The 16868-nt window shown below is 70.8% G+C and carries 12 protein-coding genes; 2 read left to right on the top strand and 10 right to left on the bottom strand.

Annotated features, from left to right (window positions below):
* The first annotated feature begins 2 nt into the window (after positions 1-2).
* Positions 3-3173, top strand: coding sequence for an efflux RND transporter permease subunit (locus tag ACK4YQ_RS07570; RefSeq protein WP_409609944.1), 3171 nt, complete (start codon positions 3-5; stop codon positions 3171-3173).
* A 1-nt stretch (position 3174) separates the two neighbouring features.
* Positions 3175-4587 carry an efflux transporter outer membrane subunit gene (locus ACK4YQ_RS07565; RefSeq protein ID WP_409609942.1) on the top strand — a complete coding sequence of 471 codons (1413 nt, stop codon included), beginning with the start codon at positions 3175-3177 and terminating at the stop codon, positions 4585-4587.
* Here ACK4YQ_RS07565 and ACK4YQ_RS07560 read toward each other — a convergent pair.
* Genes ACK4YQ_RS07560 through ACK4YQ_RS07515 form a run of 10 tightly spaced genes read right to left on the bottom strand, consistent with a single transcriptional unit; the run spans position 4584 to position 16854 of the window.
* Positions 4584-5168 (bottom strand): molybdenum cofactor guanylyltransferase, encoded by a 585-nt coding sequence (locus ACK4YQ_RS07560; protein WP_409609940.1) that lies wholly within the window; start codon positions 5166-5168, stop codon positions 4584-4586. The genes ACK4YQ_RS07565 and ACK4YQ_RS07560 overlap by 4 nt on opposite strands.
* Positions 5165-5836, bottom strand: coding sequence for a carbonic anhydrase (locus ACK4YQ_RS07555; RefSeq protein WP_409609938.1), 672 nt, complete (start codon positions 5834-5836; stop codon positions 5165-5167). Before ACK4YQ_RS07555 ends, ACK4YQ_RS07560 begins: the two co-directional genes overlap by 4 nt.
* Complete coding sequence (locus ACK4YQ_RS07550) at positions 5833-6384, bottom strand: hemerythrin domain-containing protein (protein ID WP_409609936.1); 552 nt, start codon at positions 6382-6384, stop codon at positions 5833-5835. Before ACK4YQ_RS07550 ends, ACK4YQ_RS07555 begins: the two co-directional genes overlap by 4 nt.
* 20 nt (positions 6385-6404) lie before the next feature.
* The gene (locus tag ACK4YQ_RS07545; RefSeq protein ID WP_409609934.1) at positions 6405-7595 is read right to left on the bottom strand and encodes a hypothetical protein; all 1191 of its coding nucleotides are present in this window, start codon (positions 7593-7595) and stop codon (positions 6405-6407) included.
* Positions 7592-8701 (bottom strand): peptidylprolyl isomerase, encoded by a 1110-nt coding sequence (locus tag ACK4YQ_RS07540; RefSeq protein ID WP_409609932.1) that lies wholly within the window; start codon positions 8699-8701, stop codon positions 7592-7594. Before ACK4YQ_RS07540 ends, ACK4YQ_RS07545 begins: the two co-directional genes overlap by 4 nt.
* Before the next feature lie 5 nt (positions 8702-8706).
* On the bottom strand, positions 8707-9471 hold the full coding sequence (gene narI, locus ACK4YQ_RS07535) for a respiratory nitrate reductase subunit gamma (RefSeq protein WP_409609930.1): 765 nt from the start codon (positions 9469-9471) through the stop codon (positions 8707-8709).
* Between the two features lie 9 nt (positions 9472-9480).
* Complete coding sequence (narJ, locus tag ACK4YQ_RS07530) at positions 9481-10179, bottom strand: nitrate reductase molybdenum cofactor assembly chaperone (RefSeq protein ID WP_409609928.1); 699 nt, start codon at positions 10177-10179, stop codon at positions 9481-9483.
* 2 nt (positions 10180-10181) lie between these two features.
* Positions 10182-11705, bottom strand: a complete 1524-nt coding sequence (gene narH, locus ACK4YQ_RS07525) for a nitrate reductase subunit beta (RefSeq protein ID WP_409609926.1) — start codon at positions 11703-11705, stop codon at positions 10182-10184.
* On the bottom strand, positions 11702-15433 hold the full coding sequence (locus ACK4YQ_RS07520; protein WP_409609924.1) for a nitrate reductase subunit alpha: 3732 nt from the start codon (positions 15431-15433) through the stop codon (positions 11702-11704). Before ACK4YQ_RS07520 ends, narH begins: the two co-directional genes overlap by 4 nt.
* Positions 15430-16854 carry a NarK family nitrate/nitrite MFS transporter gene (locus tag ACK4YQ_RS07515; RefSeq protein ID WP_409609922.1) on the bottom strand — a complete coding sequence of 475 codons (1425 nt, stop codon included), beginning with the start codon at positions 16852-16854 and terminating at the stop codon, positions 15430-15432. The genes ACK4YQ_RS07520 and ACK4YQ_RS07515 overlap by 4 nt, the downstream gene beginning before the upstream one ends.
* Positions 16855-16868: the final 14 nt, after the last annotated feature.

Genomic DNA, 16868 nt, shown 5'->3' with positions numbered 1-16868 from the left:
CCATGCTCTCGCGTTTCTTCATCGACCGCCCGATCTTCGCCTGGGTGGTCGCCATCGTCGTGATGCTGGCGGGCGCCCTGTCGATCTCCGCCCTGCCCATCGCACAGTACCCGAACGTCGGCCTGCCGCAGGTGACGATCGCCGCCATGTATCCTGGCGCCTCGGCCAAGACGGTCGAGGACAGCGTCACCCAGGTCATCGAGCAGAAGATGAAGGGTCTGGACGGGCTGCTCTACCTGTCCTCGTCCAGCGACGGCGCCGGCCAGGCGATGATCAACCTGACCTTCGAGGCCGGGACCGATCCCGACATCGCCGCCGTGCAGGTGCAGAACAAGCTGCAGACCGCCACGGCCCTGTTGCCGCAGGAGGTCCAGAGGCAGGGCCTCAGCGTCACCAAGGCGGCCGACAACTTCCAGATGGTGATCGCGCTCTACAGCAAGACCGGCAAGGTCTCCGAACTGGAGATCGGCGACTTCATCGCCTCCAAGCTGCAGGACCCGATCAGCCGCGTCGAAGGCGTCGGCGACGTCCAGATGTTCAGCTCGCAGGAGGCGATGCGCATCTGGCTCGACCCGGCGAAGCTGGCGGCGCTGTCGCTCACCCCCGCCGACGTGGCCGCCGTCGTCACCGCCCAGAACGCCCAGGTCTCCGGCGGCGCCATCGGCGCGGCCCCGGCCGTGGCCGGCACGACCGTGACGGCGGCCATCTCCGCCCAGTCGCGCCTCCAGACGGTCGAGCAGTTCCGCGACATCGTGCTGAAGACCGACGCCGGCGGGGCCAACGTGCGCCTGGGCGACGTCGCCCGGGTCGAACTCGGCCAAGAAAGCTACGCCTCGGTCGGCCGCTACAACGGCAAGCCCGCGGGCGGCATGGCCATCAAGCTGGCCACCGGCGCCAACGCCCTGGACACCAGCCGCGCGGTGAAGGCCCAGCTCGACGCCCTGTCCTCCACCTTCCCGGAGGACGTCATCTACGACATTCCCTACGACAGCGCGCCCTTCGTCGAGCAGTCGATCAAGGAGGTGATCAAGACCCTGGCCGAGGCCATCGCCCTGGTCGTCCTGGTCATGTTCCTGTTCCTGCAGAACTGGCGCGCCACCCTGGTGCCCGCCATCGCCGTGCCGGTGGTGCTGCTGGGGGTGTTCGGCGTGCTCGCCGCCTTCGGCTATTCCATCAACGTGCTGACCATGCTGGCCCTGGTGCTGGCCATCGGCCTCCTGGTCGACGACGCCATCGTCGTGGTCGAGAACGTCGAGCGGGTGATGAGCGAGGAGGGCCTGAGTCCCCGCGAGGCCACCCGCAAGTCGATGGGGGAGATTTCCGGCGCCCTGATCGGCATCGCCCTGGTGCTGTCCGCCGTGTTCGTGCCGATGGCCTTCTTCGGCGGCTCCCAGGGGGTCATCTACCGCCAGTTCTCGGTGACCATCGTCTCGGCCATGCTGCTGTCGGTGATGGTGGCGCTGATCCTGACGCCGGCCCTGTGCGCCACCCTCCTGAAGCCTCTGGCCAAGGGCGAGCACCACCACGCCCGCGGTTTCTTCGGCTGGTTCAACCGCAACTTCGAGCGCACCGCGCGCGGCTACGAGGCGCGGGTCGCCGGGCTTCTCGGCCGCGGCCGCCGGCGCGGCGTCGTCGCCTTCGTGGTGATCCTGGTCGGCGTCGGCTTCCTCTTCCTGCGCCTGCCCTCCAGCTTCCTGCCCGACGAGGATCAGGGCTCGATGATGGTGCTGGTGCAGCTGCCCCCCGGCGCGACCCAGGAACGGACGCTGGGCGTGCTCGACAAGGTCGAGCGCCAGTTCCTGTCCGACAAGGCCGTGAGTTCGATCTTCACCGTCGCCGGCTTCAGCTTCGCCGGCGCCGGCGAGAACGCCGGCATGGGCTTCATCCGCCTGAAGGACTTCGAGGAGCGCAAGGCGGGCGACATGAAGGCGCCGGCCATCGCCGGCCGCGCCATGGGCGCCTTCATGGGCTATCGCGACGCCCAGGCCTTCCCCATCGTGCCGCCCGCCGTCCCCGAGCTCGGCACGGCCTCCGGCTTCGACCTTCAGCTCAAGGACGAGGGGGGCCTCGGCCATGAGGCGCTGATGGCCGCCCGCAATCAGCTGCTCGGCATGGCCGCCCAGGACCCGCGCCTGACCGGGGTGCGCCCCAACGGCCTCGACGACACCGCCCAGCTCAAGATCGAGATCGACACGGCCAAGGCCGGGGCCATGGGTCTCAACCTCTCCGACATCAACGAGAACCTCAGCGCGGCCTTCGGCGGCGCCTATGTGAACGACTTCCTCGACGAGGGCCGGGTCAAGAAGGTCTACCTCCAGGCCGAGGCCGGCGCGCGCATGCGGCCCGAGGACCTGGCGCGCTGGTACGTGCGCAACGCCAGCGGCGAGATGATCCCCTTCTCGGCCTTCGGGACCGCGGTGTGGATCCAGGGCTCGCCGCGCCTGGAGCGCTACAACGGCTTTCCCTCGGTCAACATCCAGGGCGAGGCCGCCCGCGGCCGCAGCACCGGCGAGGCCATGGCCGCGATGGAGGAGCTGATCGCCAAGCTGCCCGACGGGATCGGCTACGAGTGGACGGGCCTCTCCCGCCAGGAACGCGAGGCGGGCGGCCAGGCGCCGGCGCTCTACGCCCTGTCGGTGCTGGTCATCTTCCTGTTGCTGGCGGCCCTCTATGAGAGCTGGTCGATCCCGCTGGCGGTGATCCTGGCGATCCCGCTCGGGGTGTTCGGCGCCCTGCTCGCCACCACCCTGCGCGGCCTGTCCAACGACATCTACTTCCAGGTCGGCATGCTGACGACCATGGGGCTGACCGCCAAGAACGCCATCCTGATCATCGAGTTCGCCAAGGACGCCCAGGCTCGGGGCATGGCCCTGGTCGACGCCACCCTGCAGGCGGTGCGCGTACGCCTGCGGCCGATCCTGATGACCTCGCTGGCCTTCACCTGCGGGGTGACGCCCCTGGCCATCTCCAACGGGGCCGGCTCGGGCAGCCACCACGCCATCGGCACCGGGGTGATCGGCGGGGTCCTGGCCGGCACCGCCCTGGTGATCTTCTTCGTGCCGCTGTTCTACGTGCTGGTCCGCAGCCTGTTTGCGCCCAAGCCCCAGTCGCCACCCCAGTCGCCACCTCAGTCCCCGCCCCAGGCGGCGGCCGATCCGGCCGAGGCCCATTGAGATGACCCGCGCCCCCCTCGCCCTGGCCCTGGCCGCTTCCGCCGCGCTCTCGGGATGCACCCTCGCCCCGCGCTACGAGCGCGCGCCCTCCCCGCCGAGCCCGCAGGTCTGGTCGGCGGTCACGCCCCAGGCCGGGACGGCGACCTCGGCCGAGGGCCTCGGCTGGCGCGAGGTGTTCCCCGACCCGCGCCTGCAGCAGGTGATCGCCCTGGCGTTGGACAACAACCGCGACCTGCGCGTGGCCGTGCTCAACATCGATGCGGCCCGGGCGCAGTACCGCATCCAGCGCGCCGGCCTCGTGCCCGGCGTCGCCGCGGTCGGCTCCCTGGCCCGCACGCGCACGCCCGCCGCCGTCGCCGGGACGGCCCAGCCCGTGGAGGCCGACGTCTACGGCGCCGACCTCGCCGTCAGCGCCTTCGAGCTCGACCTGTTCGGCCGGGTGCGCAGCCTGACCGAGGCTTCGCGGCAGGATTTCCTGGCCACCGAGGCCGACTGGCGCGCCGCCCGCATCAGCCTGATCGCCGAGACCGCCAACGCCTGGCTGACCCTGGCCGCCGACCAGGACCTCCTGGAGATCGCCCGCAGCACCCTTGAGACCCGCCAGGCCACCGCCGAGGTGGTGAACAAGCGCTTCGAGGCCGGCGCCGCGTCCCAGGTCGAGGTGCGCCAGGCGCAGATCCTGGTGGAACAGTCCCGCGGCGACGTGGCCCAGGCCGCCGCCCGCGTCGCCCAGGACCGCAACGCCCTTCGCCTGCTCCTGGGGACGGACCTGCCAGCCGACCTCGCCGCCGCCGACGTCGCCTCGGTCGCCATCCTCGCCGACCTGCCGGCGGGCGCCCCGTCTGCGGTGCTGCTGTCCCGGCCGGACGTGCTGGCCGCCGAGCATCGCCTGCGCGGCGCTAACGCCGACATCGGCGCTGCCCGGGCCGCCTTCCTGCCGCAGATCAGCCTGACCGGCTCCACCGGCCATTCCAGCCCCGAGCTCTCCAGCCTGTTCGACGCCGGCGCCGGCGCCTGGAGCTTCACGCCCCGGATCAGCCTGCCGATCTTCGCCGGCGGGGCCAACCTGGCCGGCCTGCGCGCCGCCACGGCCGGCCGCGACATCGCCCTGGCCACCTACGAAAAGGCGATCCAGTCCGGGTTCCGCGAGGTGTCCGACGCCCTGGCCGTGCGCGAAACGATCGACGAGCGGCTTCAGGCGCGCACTCGCGAACTGGCCGCCGCCGAGGACGCCGAGCGCCTCGCCCGCCTGCGTTACGAACGCGGCGTGGACGACTACCTCAGCCTGCTCGACGCCCAGCGCACGCTCTACGCCTCGCAGCAGGCGATGATCGCCCTGCGCCTGGAGCGCGCCTCCAACCTGGCGACCCTCTACAAGGCGCTGGGCGGCGGCGGCGATCCCGCCGCGGACTAGGCGGCGGCCAGGGCGGCCAGGTCTTCCGGCGAGTTGACGTTGGCGAACGCGGCCGCCGAGTCCGGCGGCCAGTCCACGATCCTGGCCCCCACGTGCCGGGCGAAGCCGTAGACCGACGAGCGGCCGCTTTCGGCGTAGCCCGCCAGCGCCCCGGCCGCCTCGCAGTCCCAGAGGCCGCAGACCGGATGCACCCGTTCGCCGCAGGCCGGCAGGGCCGCCCGGTCCGGCGCCGCCAGCGCCTGGCCCAGCCGCTCGGCGAGGTCGAGGGGAAGGCTTGGCATGTCGCAGGGCAGGGTCAGCAGGCGCCCAGCGCCGCTGCGCGCGGCGAACGCCAGCCCCGCCGCCAGCCCGGCCAGCGGTCCCTCCAGTCCCGGCCGGTCGAGGATCAGCGGCGCGCCCGCTCCGCCGCCCGCCTGCGCGGGGTCGCGGACCGACACCGCCACCAGCGGCGACCAGGCGCAGGCCAGCGCCACGGCCCGGTCGATGAGGCGCACGCCGCCCAGGCGGCGCAGGGGCTTGTCCCCGCCCATCCGCCGCCCTTCCCCGCCGGCGAGCACGACCACGGCCAGGGGCGCGCTCATCGCGGCCCCTCGATGCGGGGCCGCCGGCGCGGCGGCGGCGGCGCGCGGCGGCGGCCGTCCAGCCTGCGGGCGCCGGCCGCGCCGTCCACGCTGGTCTCCAGGTCCCGCAGCAACCCGTCCTGCACCGAATAGATCCAGCCGTGCACGGCCAGGGTCTGCCCGCGGCGCCAGGCGTCCTGCACGAAGGGGTTGGCCGCCACCGCCGCCACCTGGGCCAGGACGTTGCGCTCGCACACCTCGTTCACCCGCGCGTCGAAGTCCGTGATCGCCTCCAACTCGGCGGCGTCGCGCCGGCAAAGGCAGGCCACCGGCTGCAGCCAGTGGTCGATCAGGCCGTGCCGCTGGCCGCTGAGCGCGGCGCGCACCCCGCCGCAGCCGTAGTGGCCGCAGACGATCACGTGCCGCACCTTCAGGATCTCCACCGCGAACTGCAGCACCGACAGGAAGTTGGCGTCCTGCGGCGGGGCCAGGTTGGCGACGTTGCGGTGCACGAACAGCTCGCCCGGATCGAGCCCGACGATCTCGTTCGCCGGCACGCGGCTGTCCGAGCAGCCGACCCACAGGTACTCCGGGCTCTGCTGGGCCGCCAGGCGGCGGAAATACTCCGGGTCCGCCCGCGTGCGCCCCGCCGCCCAGCGGATGTTGCGCGTGAACAGCTCCTCGATCACGCCCCCGCCTCCGTCAGGACGCGGCCGCGACGGGCGGCCAGCCGCCGGCTGAGGCCGCACAGGTCCTCCGGAGACAGGCGCAGGCGCGCGATCGGCAGCACGATGGCGTTCTCCAGCGCCAGGTGACGGCGCTCCTGGGCGGCGAAGGCGGTCAGGTCCCCCCGCCTGAGCAGGTCCGCGCCCGGCGCAAGGCGCTTCTCCAGGCACGCCTCCAGATAGGTGCGCACCCGCTTGCCGAGCACGCCGTCGGCCTTGTGCTCGGCCGACAGCTCTCCGAGGATTCCCTCCAGCTCGTCCTCCGGCAGGCAACGCCGGCGCAGCAGCGGGAACAGGTCCTCCTCCTCGTCGATGATGTGCACCGGCGCCTCGAAGCGCAGGAAGTCCACCACCTCGCTGATGCGTTCGGCGTCGAAGAAGGTCGCCGCCGCCAGCTCGTCAATCGCCCGGCAGAGCTGGCGGTGCCGATAGTGCTCGGCGAAGAAGAAGTTGAGCGGATCGGCGATCAGTTCCGGGGGGATCGGCTCGATCGCACCGTTTCGGGTCGTCATGGCCTGCTCCCCGCGCGCCGTCACAACTTGAATTCGAGGCTCACCCAGACCTTGGTGCGGTCCGGGTAGGCCGGCGTCTCGCCGTCGAAGTGCGCGGCCTTCAGTTCGGCCGACAGGCGCTTGGTCAGCGGCGTCGACAGCGCCGCGTCGACCTCGCGGCCGTAGTCCTGGCCGCCGTCGCCCGCCGAGAACCCATGGACCGCGGCCGCCAGCTTCAGCGGCCGGCCGGCCACCGTCACCGTCGCGCCGCCGCGCAGGTTGATGTCGCGCACCCCGTCGGCCGGCGTGGTCAGGAAGACGTCCGCCCAGCCCTGGAAGGCGTGCAGCGTGGCCAGCGGGGTCTGGAAGCCGCGCCGCCCGTCGCCGTCCAGCCGCTCGACGCCCACGCTCGCCCAGCGCTTCGGCGTCTTCAGCCCCGCGCTGAAGGCGACATAGTCGACCTCGAATTCGGCCGGATTGCCGGCGTAGTCGTTCTGCCGCGCGTATTCGGCCTCATAGGTGGCGGAAAGCTCGCCCCCCAGCGGCCGCTGTCCCGCCAGGCGCACGCCGAAGGTGGCGCTGGACTGGGCCGGTGCGTCGGGCAGGTCCAGGAGCTGGCCGTAGAGGCTGACCTGGCCGGCCGGCGTCTTGGCCTCCAGCTGCATCAGGTGCGAGCGGCTGTCCCACTCGCCCTGGGCGCTGTCCGGGCCGAACACCCTGAGCACCTTGTCCACATAGGCGTAGGTGACGGCGATGTCCTTGGTCGGGCGCACATCCACCCGCAGGGCGTCGAAGGTCTGCTCGTTCTGGCGGAAGCCGACGTTGCCGACGAACCGGGCGTTGCCGAGGATGATCCGCTGGCGCCCCAGCGTCGCCCCGCCCCGCTCGCCGGTCCAGGAAACCTGGGCGCGGTTCAGCTCGGTGGCCTCCGGGTCGGCCACCACCGGATAGGCGGTCTTGAGGTTGGTGGTGCTGTTGTAGTCGTCGTCCAGGGCGGTGACGTTCTCGCCCTCGACCAGGGCGCGGAAGCCGCGCCAGGCCGGGGTCTGGTAGCCCAGGCGCGTGCGCAGGGTCAGGGCCCCGGCGTCTTTGGCCAGGCCGTCCTGGTCCACGCTCTCGTAGCGCAGGCGCGATTCCAGGATGAGGCCCCCAGCGGACTGCGCGTGGGCGGCGACGGGCGCCGCAAGGCAGGTGGCGGCGGCGAGGGTGAGAAGGCGAAAGCCGACGGTCATCGGGCGGCCCTGCGGACAAGAGTGAGGGTGCGCTTGGGCGGCGCGACCTTGGATTTGAGGAGGGCGGCGAGGCCCGCGAGCGCGGGGTCCGGCGCGCCCTGGGCGGCGGATATGAGTTGGGTCCAGGCCTCGTCGTCGGCCTCGTCGACGAAGGCGGCGGCCTCGGTCCGGACGAAGTCGGCCAGGGGCAGCCCCTCGGCCTCGGCCGCGGCGCGGGCGCGGGTCAGCAGCGCCGGGTCCACCGCCTCCAGCCACGGCTCCAGGCGGTCCATGTCGGCGCTGGCGAACAGCGCGCCCAGGGTCGGCGAAGGCGCGGCCAGGGCGCCTTCCTCCGCCAGGGCCACGGCCGCCCCGCCGCGGCGGGCGGCCTCGGCCAGCTCGCCCACATAGCGCGTCGCCGCCGCCGTCCAGGCCCGGCTCTGCAGGTGCAGGCGGATGCGTTCGGCCGCCAGCTCGAACGGCACGCGCCGCGGCTCGACGCGGCGGACCATCTTCAGGACGTGCCAGCCAAAGCGCGAGCGCACCGGCAGGGCCGCCACCTCGCCCGCCGGCAGTTGGAGCAGCGCCGCTTCGATCTCGGGCACCAGGTCGCCCGCGCGAAGCTGGCCGAGCGAGCCGCCGACCTGTCCCGAAGGACAGTGCGACGCCGCCCGCGCGATCTCGGCGAACCGGGCCGGACGCTCGCGGATGCCCGCAAGCGCCGCGCCGGCCAGGGCCTCGGCCTCCGCCCAGGACGCCTCGTCCGGCCCGAGCGGCTCGAACAGGATGTGGGCGGCCTCGTAGAGCATTGGCGCGCAGAAGCGGTCCGGATGGGCCTCGTACACCCGCCGGCACTCGGCCTCGGAGGGCTCGGTCGCCTCGACCTCCAGCTCCAGCACCTGGCGGACCAGGGCCTCCTCCGGCGTCTCCTCGCGGCCGGCATCGTCGGTCTCGGCCTCGGGCGTGAGGCCGAGGGCCCGCGCCCGGTCGAGCAACAGGGCCTTGACGGCCAGGGCGTGGGACGCGTCGGCCCAGGCCCGGCCGCCGTCGGCGCCGGGATGGTTCTGCGCCTCCTGGGCGATCAGGCGTTCGGGGATCTGCACCCCTTCGACGACGATGGTTCGCATGGCCCCTACTCCGCGGCGCTGCGCAGGTCCGGCCGGGCGGCCTGGATCGGCGGATAGACCGGCGCCGCCGGCTCGGGCCGGCGCGGCAGGGCGCGCTTGGTGCGCACCAGCTGCCAGCCCCGGCGGTTCAGGTACCAGACTGGCGCCGAGAGCATGTGCACCAGCCGGGTGAACGGGAACACCAGCAGGATGGTCAGGCCCAGGGTCAGGTGCGCCTTGAAGATCCAGTGGACGTCCGCGATCTGCTCCGCGATTCCGGGCCGGAACGTGAACACCCCCTGCGCCCAGGTCATGAACTTCAGCATCTCGTGGCCGTCCCGGTGCTGCAGGGAGACCGGAATGGTCGCCAGCCCCAGGCAGAGCTGCGCCATCAGCAGGACCAGGATCGCCGTGTCGCCGAAGGACGAGGTCTTGCGGATCCGCGGATCGAACAGGCGCCGGTGCAGCAGCAGCAGCCCCCCGGCCAGGCACAGGGTCCCCGCCGCGCCGCCGGCGACGATGGCCAGCATCTGCTTGGCGCCGTGCGGCACGCCCAGGGCGTCGAACACAGCGATCGGGGTCAAGAGGCCCACGAAGTGGCCGGCGAAGATCGCCAGCACCCCCACGTGGAACATCACCGAGCCAGCCACCAGCTGGCGTCGCCGCAGGAGCTGGGAGGACCCCGTGCGCCAGGTGTACTGCTCGCGGTCGAAGCGAAGCACCGAGCCGATCACCAGCACCGCCAGGGCGATGTAGGGGTAGTAGCCGAAGAGGATCTGATTGAGGTCCATGACCGTCTCCTAGGCCGCCGCGCCGGACCGTTGGGCCGGCGACGAGTTCATGGCGCGCACGAGGGACTCGGCCTTCGGGCAGCCGGCGTCGCCGGGGCCGAAGGTCACGGCCGTCTCGGCCCACAGCTTGTCCATGGCTTCCAGGTCGGCGGGGTCGTCGTCCGGCTCCTGCATCAGGGCGGCGAGCGCCTCGTCGTCGGCCGGCGCGCCAGCCAGGCAGGCCAGGGCGCCGAACACCGCCCGATAGGGGCTCTGACGCTTGTGCAGCCGCTCGCCCATGGCGCTCAGCACGTGGGCGGCCTCGCCCAGCAGCGACGCGGCCTCGTCTTCGGGCTGGGTGGACAGGAACTCCAGGAACACCGGCAGGTGGTCCGGCAGCTCGTTGGCCGACAGCTCCAGCCCCTTGCTGCGATAGAGCTCCAGCAGGGCCACCATGGCCTGGCCGCGGTCCCGGCTTTCCCCGTGCACGTGCTCGTAGAGGTTCAGCGACAGCGAGCGCGTGCGGTCGAACAGCCACACATAGGCTTCCTGGGTCTCGTAGAGGTCCTTTTCGGCCAGTTCGGCGGTCAGCCGGCGCAGGGCCCGGCGCACCGGCTCGGCGATCAGGCCCTCGGCTTCGATCGCCTCGAGGGCGGCGGGAACCAGCGCCTTTGTCTCGGCGGTGGGATAGGTGAGGAGCAGGGCCAGCGCCCTGTAGGTCAGGGCCATGGTCAGGCCTCCATCGGGGTCTTGGCGCGCGAGCGCTTGTTCGGACCGAACAGGCCGAGCTCGGTGCGGCCGCCGGAGCAGCCGTTGCCGAAGGTGAAGCCGCACGAGCCGCGCAGGTCGTAGGCGTCCTCGGCGTTCTCGCGGTGGGTGGTGGGGATGACGAAGCGGTCTTCGTAGTTGGCGATGGCCATGTAGCGGTACATGTCCTCGACCTGGGCCGCGGTGAGCCCGACCCGCTCGGCCAGCCGGTGGTCGATCACGCCTTCCACGCTCTTGGCCCGCATGTAGGCGCGCATGGCGAGCATGCGCTCCAGGGCCGAGACCACGGGGGCCTCGTCGCCGGCGGTGAGCAGGTTGGCCAGGTACTTCACCGGGATGCGCAGGCTGCGCACGTCCGGCATCTCGCCGTCCATCTCCAGCGCCCCGGCCGAGGCCGCCGACTGGATCGGCGACAGCGGCGGCACGTACCAGACCATCGGCAGGGTCCGGTATTCCGGGTGCAGCGGGAAGGCCACCTTCCAGTCGATCGCCATCTTGTAGACCGGGCTCATCCGCGCGGCCTCCAGCCAGGCCTCCGGCACGCCGTCGGCGCGAGCCTGGGCGATCACCTTGGGGTCGTGCGGGTCCAGGAAGACGTCGAGCTGGGCCTGGTAGAGGTCCTTCTCGTCGGGCGTCGAGGCCGCCGCCTCGATCCGGTCGGCGTCATAGAGCAGGACGCCCAGGTAGCGGATGCGTCCAACGCAGGTCTCCGAACAGACCGTCGGCTGGCCCACCTCGATCCGCGGGAAGCAGAAGGTGCACTTCTCCGACTTCCCGGATTCCCAGTTGTAGTAGATCTTCTTGTAGGGGCAGGCCGAGACGCACATCCGCCAGCCGCGGCACTTGTCCTGATCGATCAGGACGATGCCGTCCTCCTCCCGCTTGTAGATCGCGCCCGAGGGGCACGCCGCCACGCAGGTGGGGTTGAGGCAGTGCTCGCACAGCCTCGGCAGGTACATCATGAAGGTGTTCTCGAACTGGCCGTAGATCTCGGTCTCGACCCCTTCGAAGTTGTAGTCGGCCTTCCGCTTGGCGAACTCGCCGCCCAGGATCTCCTCCCAGTTCGGCCCCCACTCGATCTTCTCCATGCGCTCGCCGGTGATCTTCGAGCGCGGCCGGGCGGTGGGGAACGCCTTCATCTCCGGCGCGGTCTGCAGGTGGCCGTAGTCGAAGTCGAAGGGCTCGTAGTAGTCGTCGATCTCCGGCAGGTCCGGATTGGCGAAGATCTTGGCCAGGATGCGCCACTTGGGGCCCATCCGCGGCTCGATCTTGCCGTTGGCCTTGCGCCGCCAGCCGCCGTTCCAGCGCTTCTGGTTCTCCCAGTCCTTGGGAAAGCCGACGCCGGGCTTGGTCTCGACGTTGTTGAACCAGGCGTATTCGACACCCTGCCGGTTGGTCCAGACGTTCTTGCAGGTGACCGAACAGGTGTGGCAGCCGATACACTTGTCCAGGTTCAGCACCATGCCGATCTGCGCACGCACCTTCATTGGGCGGACTCCTCACGGGACCGAGGCTCATCGAGCCAGTCGACCCTCTTCATCTTGCGGACGACGACGAACTCGTCGCGGTTGGAGCCCACGGTGCCGTAGTAGTTGAAGCCGTAGGCGAGCTGGGCGTAGCCGCCGATCATGTGCGTCGGCTTGGGCACCACGCGGGTGACGGAGTTGTGGATTCCGCCCCGCTGGCCGGTGAGCTCCGAGCCCGGCGTGTTCACGATCTTTTCCTGGGCGTGGTACATGAAGGTCGTGCCTTCACGGATCCGCTGGGAGACCACCGCCCGGGCGGTGAGCGCCCCGTTGGCGTTGAAGACCTCGATCCAGTCGTTGTCGACGATCCCCGCCTTCTTCGCGTCCGTCTCCGACACCCAGACCACCGGCCCGCCGCGGTTGAGCGTGAGCATCATGAGGTTGTCCGAATAGGTGGAGTGGATGCCCCACTTCTGGTGCGGGGTGATGAAGTTGAGGACGATCTCGGTCTCGCCGTTGGGCTTGCGGCCCTTGACCCAGGTGGTCTTCAGGTCGACCGGCGGGCGGTAGACGCACAGCGCCTCTCCGAACGCCCGCATCCACAGGTGGTCCTGGTAGAGCTGCTGGCGGCCCGTCAGGGTGCGCCAGGGGATCAGCTCGTGGACGTTGGTATAGCCGGCGTTGTAGCAGACCTTCTCGCTCTCCAGTCCCGACCAGATCGGCGAGGAGATGATCTTGCGCGGCTGGGCGAGGAGATCGCGGAAGCGGATCTTCTCGTCCTCCTTGGGCAGGGCCAGGTGGGCGTGGTCGCGGCCGGTCTGCTTGCCCAGCGCCTCCCAGGCCCTGACCGCCACCTCGCCGTTGGTCTCCGGCGCCAGGGTCAGGATGGTCTCGCAGGCGTCGATGTCGCTGTCGATGCGCGGCAGCCCCTCGGTGCGGCCGGGCTCGGACACCGCCCCGTTCAGGGCGCGCAGGAGGTCGACTTCGTGTTCGGTCTTCCAGGCCAGCCCCTTGCCGCCGTTGCCGACCTTGGCCATCAGCGGGCCGAGGGCGGTGAACTGCTTGTAGAGGTTGGGGTAGTCCCGCTCGACCACGGTGATCTGCGGCATGGTCTTGCCGGGGATCGCCTCGCACTCGCCCTTGGACCAGTCGGCCACGTCGAACGGCTGGGCCAGCTCGGCGGCGCTGTCGTGCTGGATCGGGGTCAGGACGACGTCCTGCTCCACCCCCAGCGTCTCGGGCGCGACCTCCGAAAACCGGCGGGCGATCGCCTTGAAGATCTCCCAGTCCGACTTGGCCTCCCAGGCCGGGTCCACCGCCGCGCTCAGCGGGTGGATGAACGGGTGCATGTCGGAGGTGTTGAGGTCGTTCTTCTCGTACCAGGTGGCCGTCGGCAGGACGATGTCCGAATAGACCGCGGTGGTCGACATCCGGAAGTCCAGCGTGACCAGGAGGTCCAGCTTTCCCTCCGGCGCGTCGTCATGCCAGGCCACGTCCGTGGGCTTGCGCCGGCCGTCCTGGCCCAGGTCCTTGCCCTGCACCCCGTGCGCCGCGCCCAGGAGGTGCTTGAGGAAGTACTCGTGGCCCTTGCCGGAGGAGCCGAGCAGGTTCGAGCGCCAGACGAACATGTTGCGCGGCCAGTTGGCCGGATCGTCCGGGTCCATGCAGGACATCTCCAGCCGCCCGGCCTTGAGCTCGCGCACCGCGTAGACCTTGGGATCGACTCCCTCCTTGGCCGCCGCGCGGGCGACCGCCAGGGGATTGGTCTTCAGGGCGGGCGCCGAGGGCAGCCATCCCAGGCGCTCGGCCTTGGCGTTGAAGTCGATCAGCGCCCCGCCCCAGTCGCCGTCCGGCGCGGTCGGCGAGAGGATCTCCTCCACCCCCAGGGTCTCGTGGCGCCACTGGTCGGTGTGGGCGTAGAAGAACGACGTGGAGTTCTGCTGGCGCGGCGGACGCACCCAGTCGGTGGCGAAGGCCAGCGGCGCCCAGCCAGTCTGCGGGCGCAGCTTCTCCTGGCCCACATAGTGCGACCAGCCGCCGCCGGACTGCCCCACGCAGCCGCACATCACCAGCATGTTGATGACGCCGCGGTAGTTCATGTCCATGTGGAACCAGTGGTTCATCGCCGCCCCGATGATCACCATCGAGCGGCCGCCGGTTTTCTCCGCGTTGGTGGCGAAGCCGCGGGCCACGGCGATGATCTGGTCCTTGGGCACCGAGGTGATGGCCTCGGCCCAGGCCGGCGAATAGGGCTCCACGTCGTCATAGGAGGCCGGCATGGCCTGGCCGCCGAAGCCCTGGTCGACGCCGTAGTTGGCCAGGAACAGGTCGTAGACGCTGGCGACCAGCGCCTCCCCGTCCTTCAGCTTCAGGCGCTTGACCGGCACGTTGCGGACCAGCACGTCCGGGTGGTCGGTCGAGGCGAAGCCGTTGGAGGCGGCGTTGCCGAAATAGGGGAAGCGCACGCCGGCGACCTCGTCGTGCACGCCCTTGAGGCCCAGGCGCAGGGTCGTCTCGCGGCCCTCGGCGTCCTTCTCCTCCAGGTTCCACTTGCCGTCCTCGCCCCAGCGGAAGCCGATGGAGCCGAGGGGGGCGACGATCTCGCCGCTCGCCTCGTCGACGGCCACGGTCTTCCACTCCGGATTGTTGGCCTGGCCGAGGGCGCCCTCGAAGTCGGCCGCCCGCACCAGGCGCTCCGGCGCCCAGCCGCCGTCCTGGGGAACCAGCCGCACCAGCATCGGCATGTCCGAGTACTTGCGCAGGTAGTCGCGGAAGTAGGGAACCTGCCGGTCGACGTGGAACTCCTTGAGGATCACGTGGCCGAAGGCCATGGCCAGGGCCGCGTCCGTGCCCTGTTTCACCGGCAGCCACAGGTCCGAGAACTTCGAGGCTTCCGAATAGTCGGGGCAGATCACCACCGACTTGGCGCCGCGGTAGCGGGCCTCGGTGTAGAAGTGGGCGTCCGGCGTGCGGGTCTGGGGCACGTTCGAGCCCCACAGGATCAGGAAGCCGGAGTTGTACCAGTCGGCGCTCTCGGCCACGTCGGTCTGCTCGCCCCAGGTCTGCGGCGAGGACGGCGGCAGGTCGCAGTACCAGTCGTAGAACGAGCCGCAGACCCCGCCCAGGAGCTGCAGGTAGCGCGCTCCCGCCGCGTAGGAGACCATCGACATGGCCGGGATCGGCGAGAAGCCGAACACCCGGTCCGGGCCCCATTCCTTGACCGTGTAGGCGTTGGCCGCCGCGACGATCTCGGTGACCTCGTCCCAGGTGGCGCGCACGAAGCCGCCGGAGCCGCGCACCGAGGTGTAGCTCCTGCGCTTGGCCGCATCGGCCTGGATCGAGGCCCAGGCGGCGACCGGCGTGCGCGTCGCCCGCGCCTCGCGCCACAGCTTCAGCAGCCGCGAGCGGATCAGCGGGTACTTCACCCGGTTGGCCGAGTAGAGGTACCAGCTGTAGCTGGCGCCGCGGGCGCAGCCGCGGGGCTCGTGGTTCGGCAGCTCCGGCCGCGTGCGCGGATAGTCGGTCTGCTGGGTCTCCCAGGTGACGATCCCGCCCTTGACGTAGATCTTCCAGGAGCACGAGCCCGTGCAGTTCACCCCGTGGGTGGAGCGCACGATCTTGTCGTGGCGCCAGCGGGAGCGGTAGGCCTCCTCCCAGGCGCGGTCATCATCGTTCATCACCCCGTGGCCGTCGGAGAACAGCTCGGTCTTGCGGGTGAAGAACGCCAGGCGGTCGAGGGTATGGCTCATGCCGCGGTCTCCGGGGCGATGGTGTTGCGGGAGGCGTCGAGCATCGAGGACGGCCGGGCGTAGAAGGCCCAGTTCACGACCACGCAGCTGACGTAGAAGCCGAGGAAGATCAGCAGGGCCATCTGCGGATCGCCGGTGGCCTTGAGGCTGTCGCCGAAGGCCTTGGGGATGAAGAAGCCGCCGAAGGCGCCGATCGCCGAGGTGAAGCCGACGATGGCGGCCGATTCCATCTCGGCGGCCTTCAGCCGGGCGGCCGGGTTCGCCGTCGGCATCAGCCGCGGCATGTCCGAGCGCACGATGGCCGGGATCATCTGGAAGGTCGATGCGTTGCCGACGCCGGTCCAGAAGAACAGCCACATGAAGCTGGCGAAGAAGGCGGCGAAGGACGGCTCCGCGCCCGTCGCCCCGATGCTGTAGAGCACCGCGCCCACGCCGGCGCACAGGGCCAGGAACACCCAGTGGGTGACGTGCTGGCCGCCGAAGCGGTCGGACACCCAGCCGGTCAGCGCCCGCGAGCCTGCGCCCACGAGCGGGCCCAGGAAGGCGAACTGCAGGGCGTTCACCTCGGGGAACAGGGTCTTGGTCAGCAGCGGGAAGGCCGCCGAGAAGCCCAGGAACGAGCCGAAGGTGCCGAGATAGAGCCAGCACATGATCCAGTTGTGCGGCCGGCGGAACACGACGGCCTGCTCGGCGAAGGAAGCCCGCGCCGAGGCGATGTCGTTCATGCCGAACCAGGCCAGGACCGCGGAAACGACAATGAAGGGAACCCAGACGTAGGCGGCGTTCTGCAGCCAGACCTGGCTCTCCACGCCGTTCTCCACCGCCGTCTGCGGCGCGCCGACCAGGGGGGCGAACATCGACAGCCCCACCACCACCGGCACCAGGAACTGCATGACGCTGACGCCGAGGTTGCCGAAGCCGGCGTTGAGCGCCAGGGCGTTGCCCTTCTCGGCCTTGGGGAAGAAGAACGAGACGTTCGACATCGACGAGGCGAAGTTGCCCCCGCCCAGGCCGCACAGCAGCGCCAGGCCGACGAACACCGCGTAGGGCGTCGAGGGGTCCTGCACCACCACGCCGATGCCGATCGCCGGGACCAGCAGCGACAGGGTCGACAGCGTCGTCCACAGCCGCCCGCCGAAGATCGGCACCATGAAGCTGTAGAAGATGCGCAGGGTGGCGCCCGACAGGGCGGGCAGCGCCGTCAGCCAGAAGAGCTGCTCGGTCGTGAACTGGAAGCCGATCAGCTTCAGCTTGGCCACGACCATCGACCAGACCATCCACACGGCGAAGGCCAGCAGCAAGTTGGGCACCGAGATCCATAGGTTGCGGCGCGCGATCGGCCGGCCGGTCTCGGCCCAGAAGGCCGGGTCCTCGGGCCGCCAGTCGCTCAGCACGCGCGAACCGGGTTTGGCGGAAGCCATTGAGGGCTCTCCTT

This window comes from Phenylobacterium sp. (assembly GCF_046291545.1).
Taxonomy (GTDB): domain Bacteria; phylum Pseudomonadota; class Alphaproteobacteria; order Caulobacterales; family Caulobacteraceae; genus Phenylobacterium.
The sequence above is the reverse complement of the archived record's forward strand: the minus strand, read 5'-3'. Positions and strand labels throughout refer to the sequence as shown.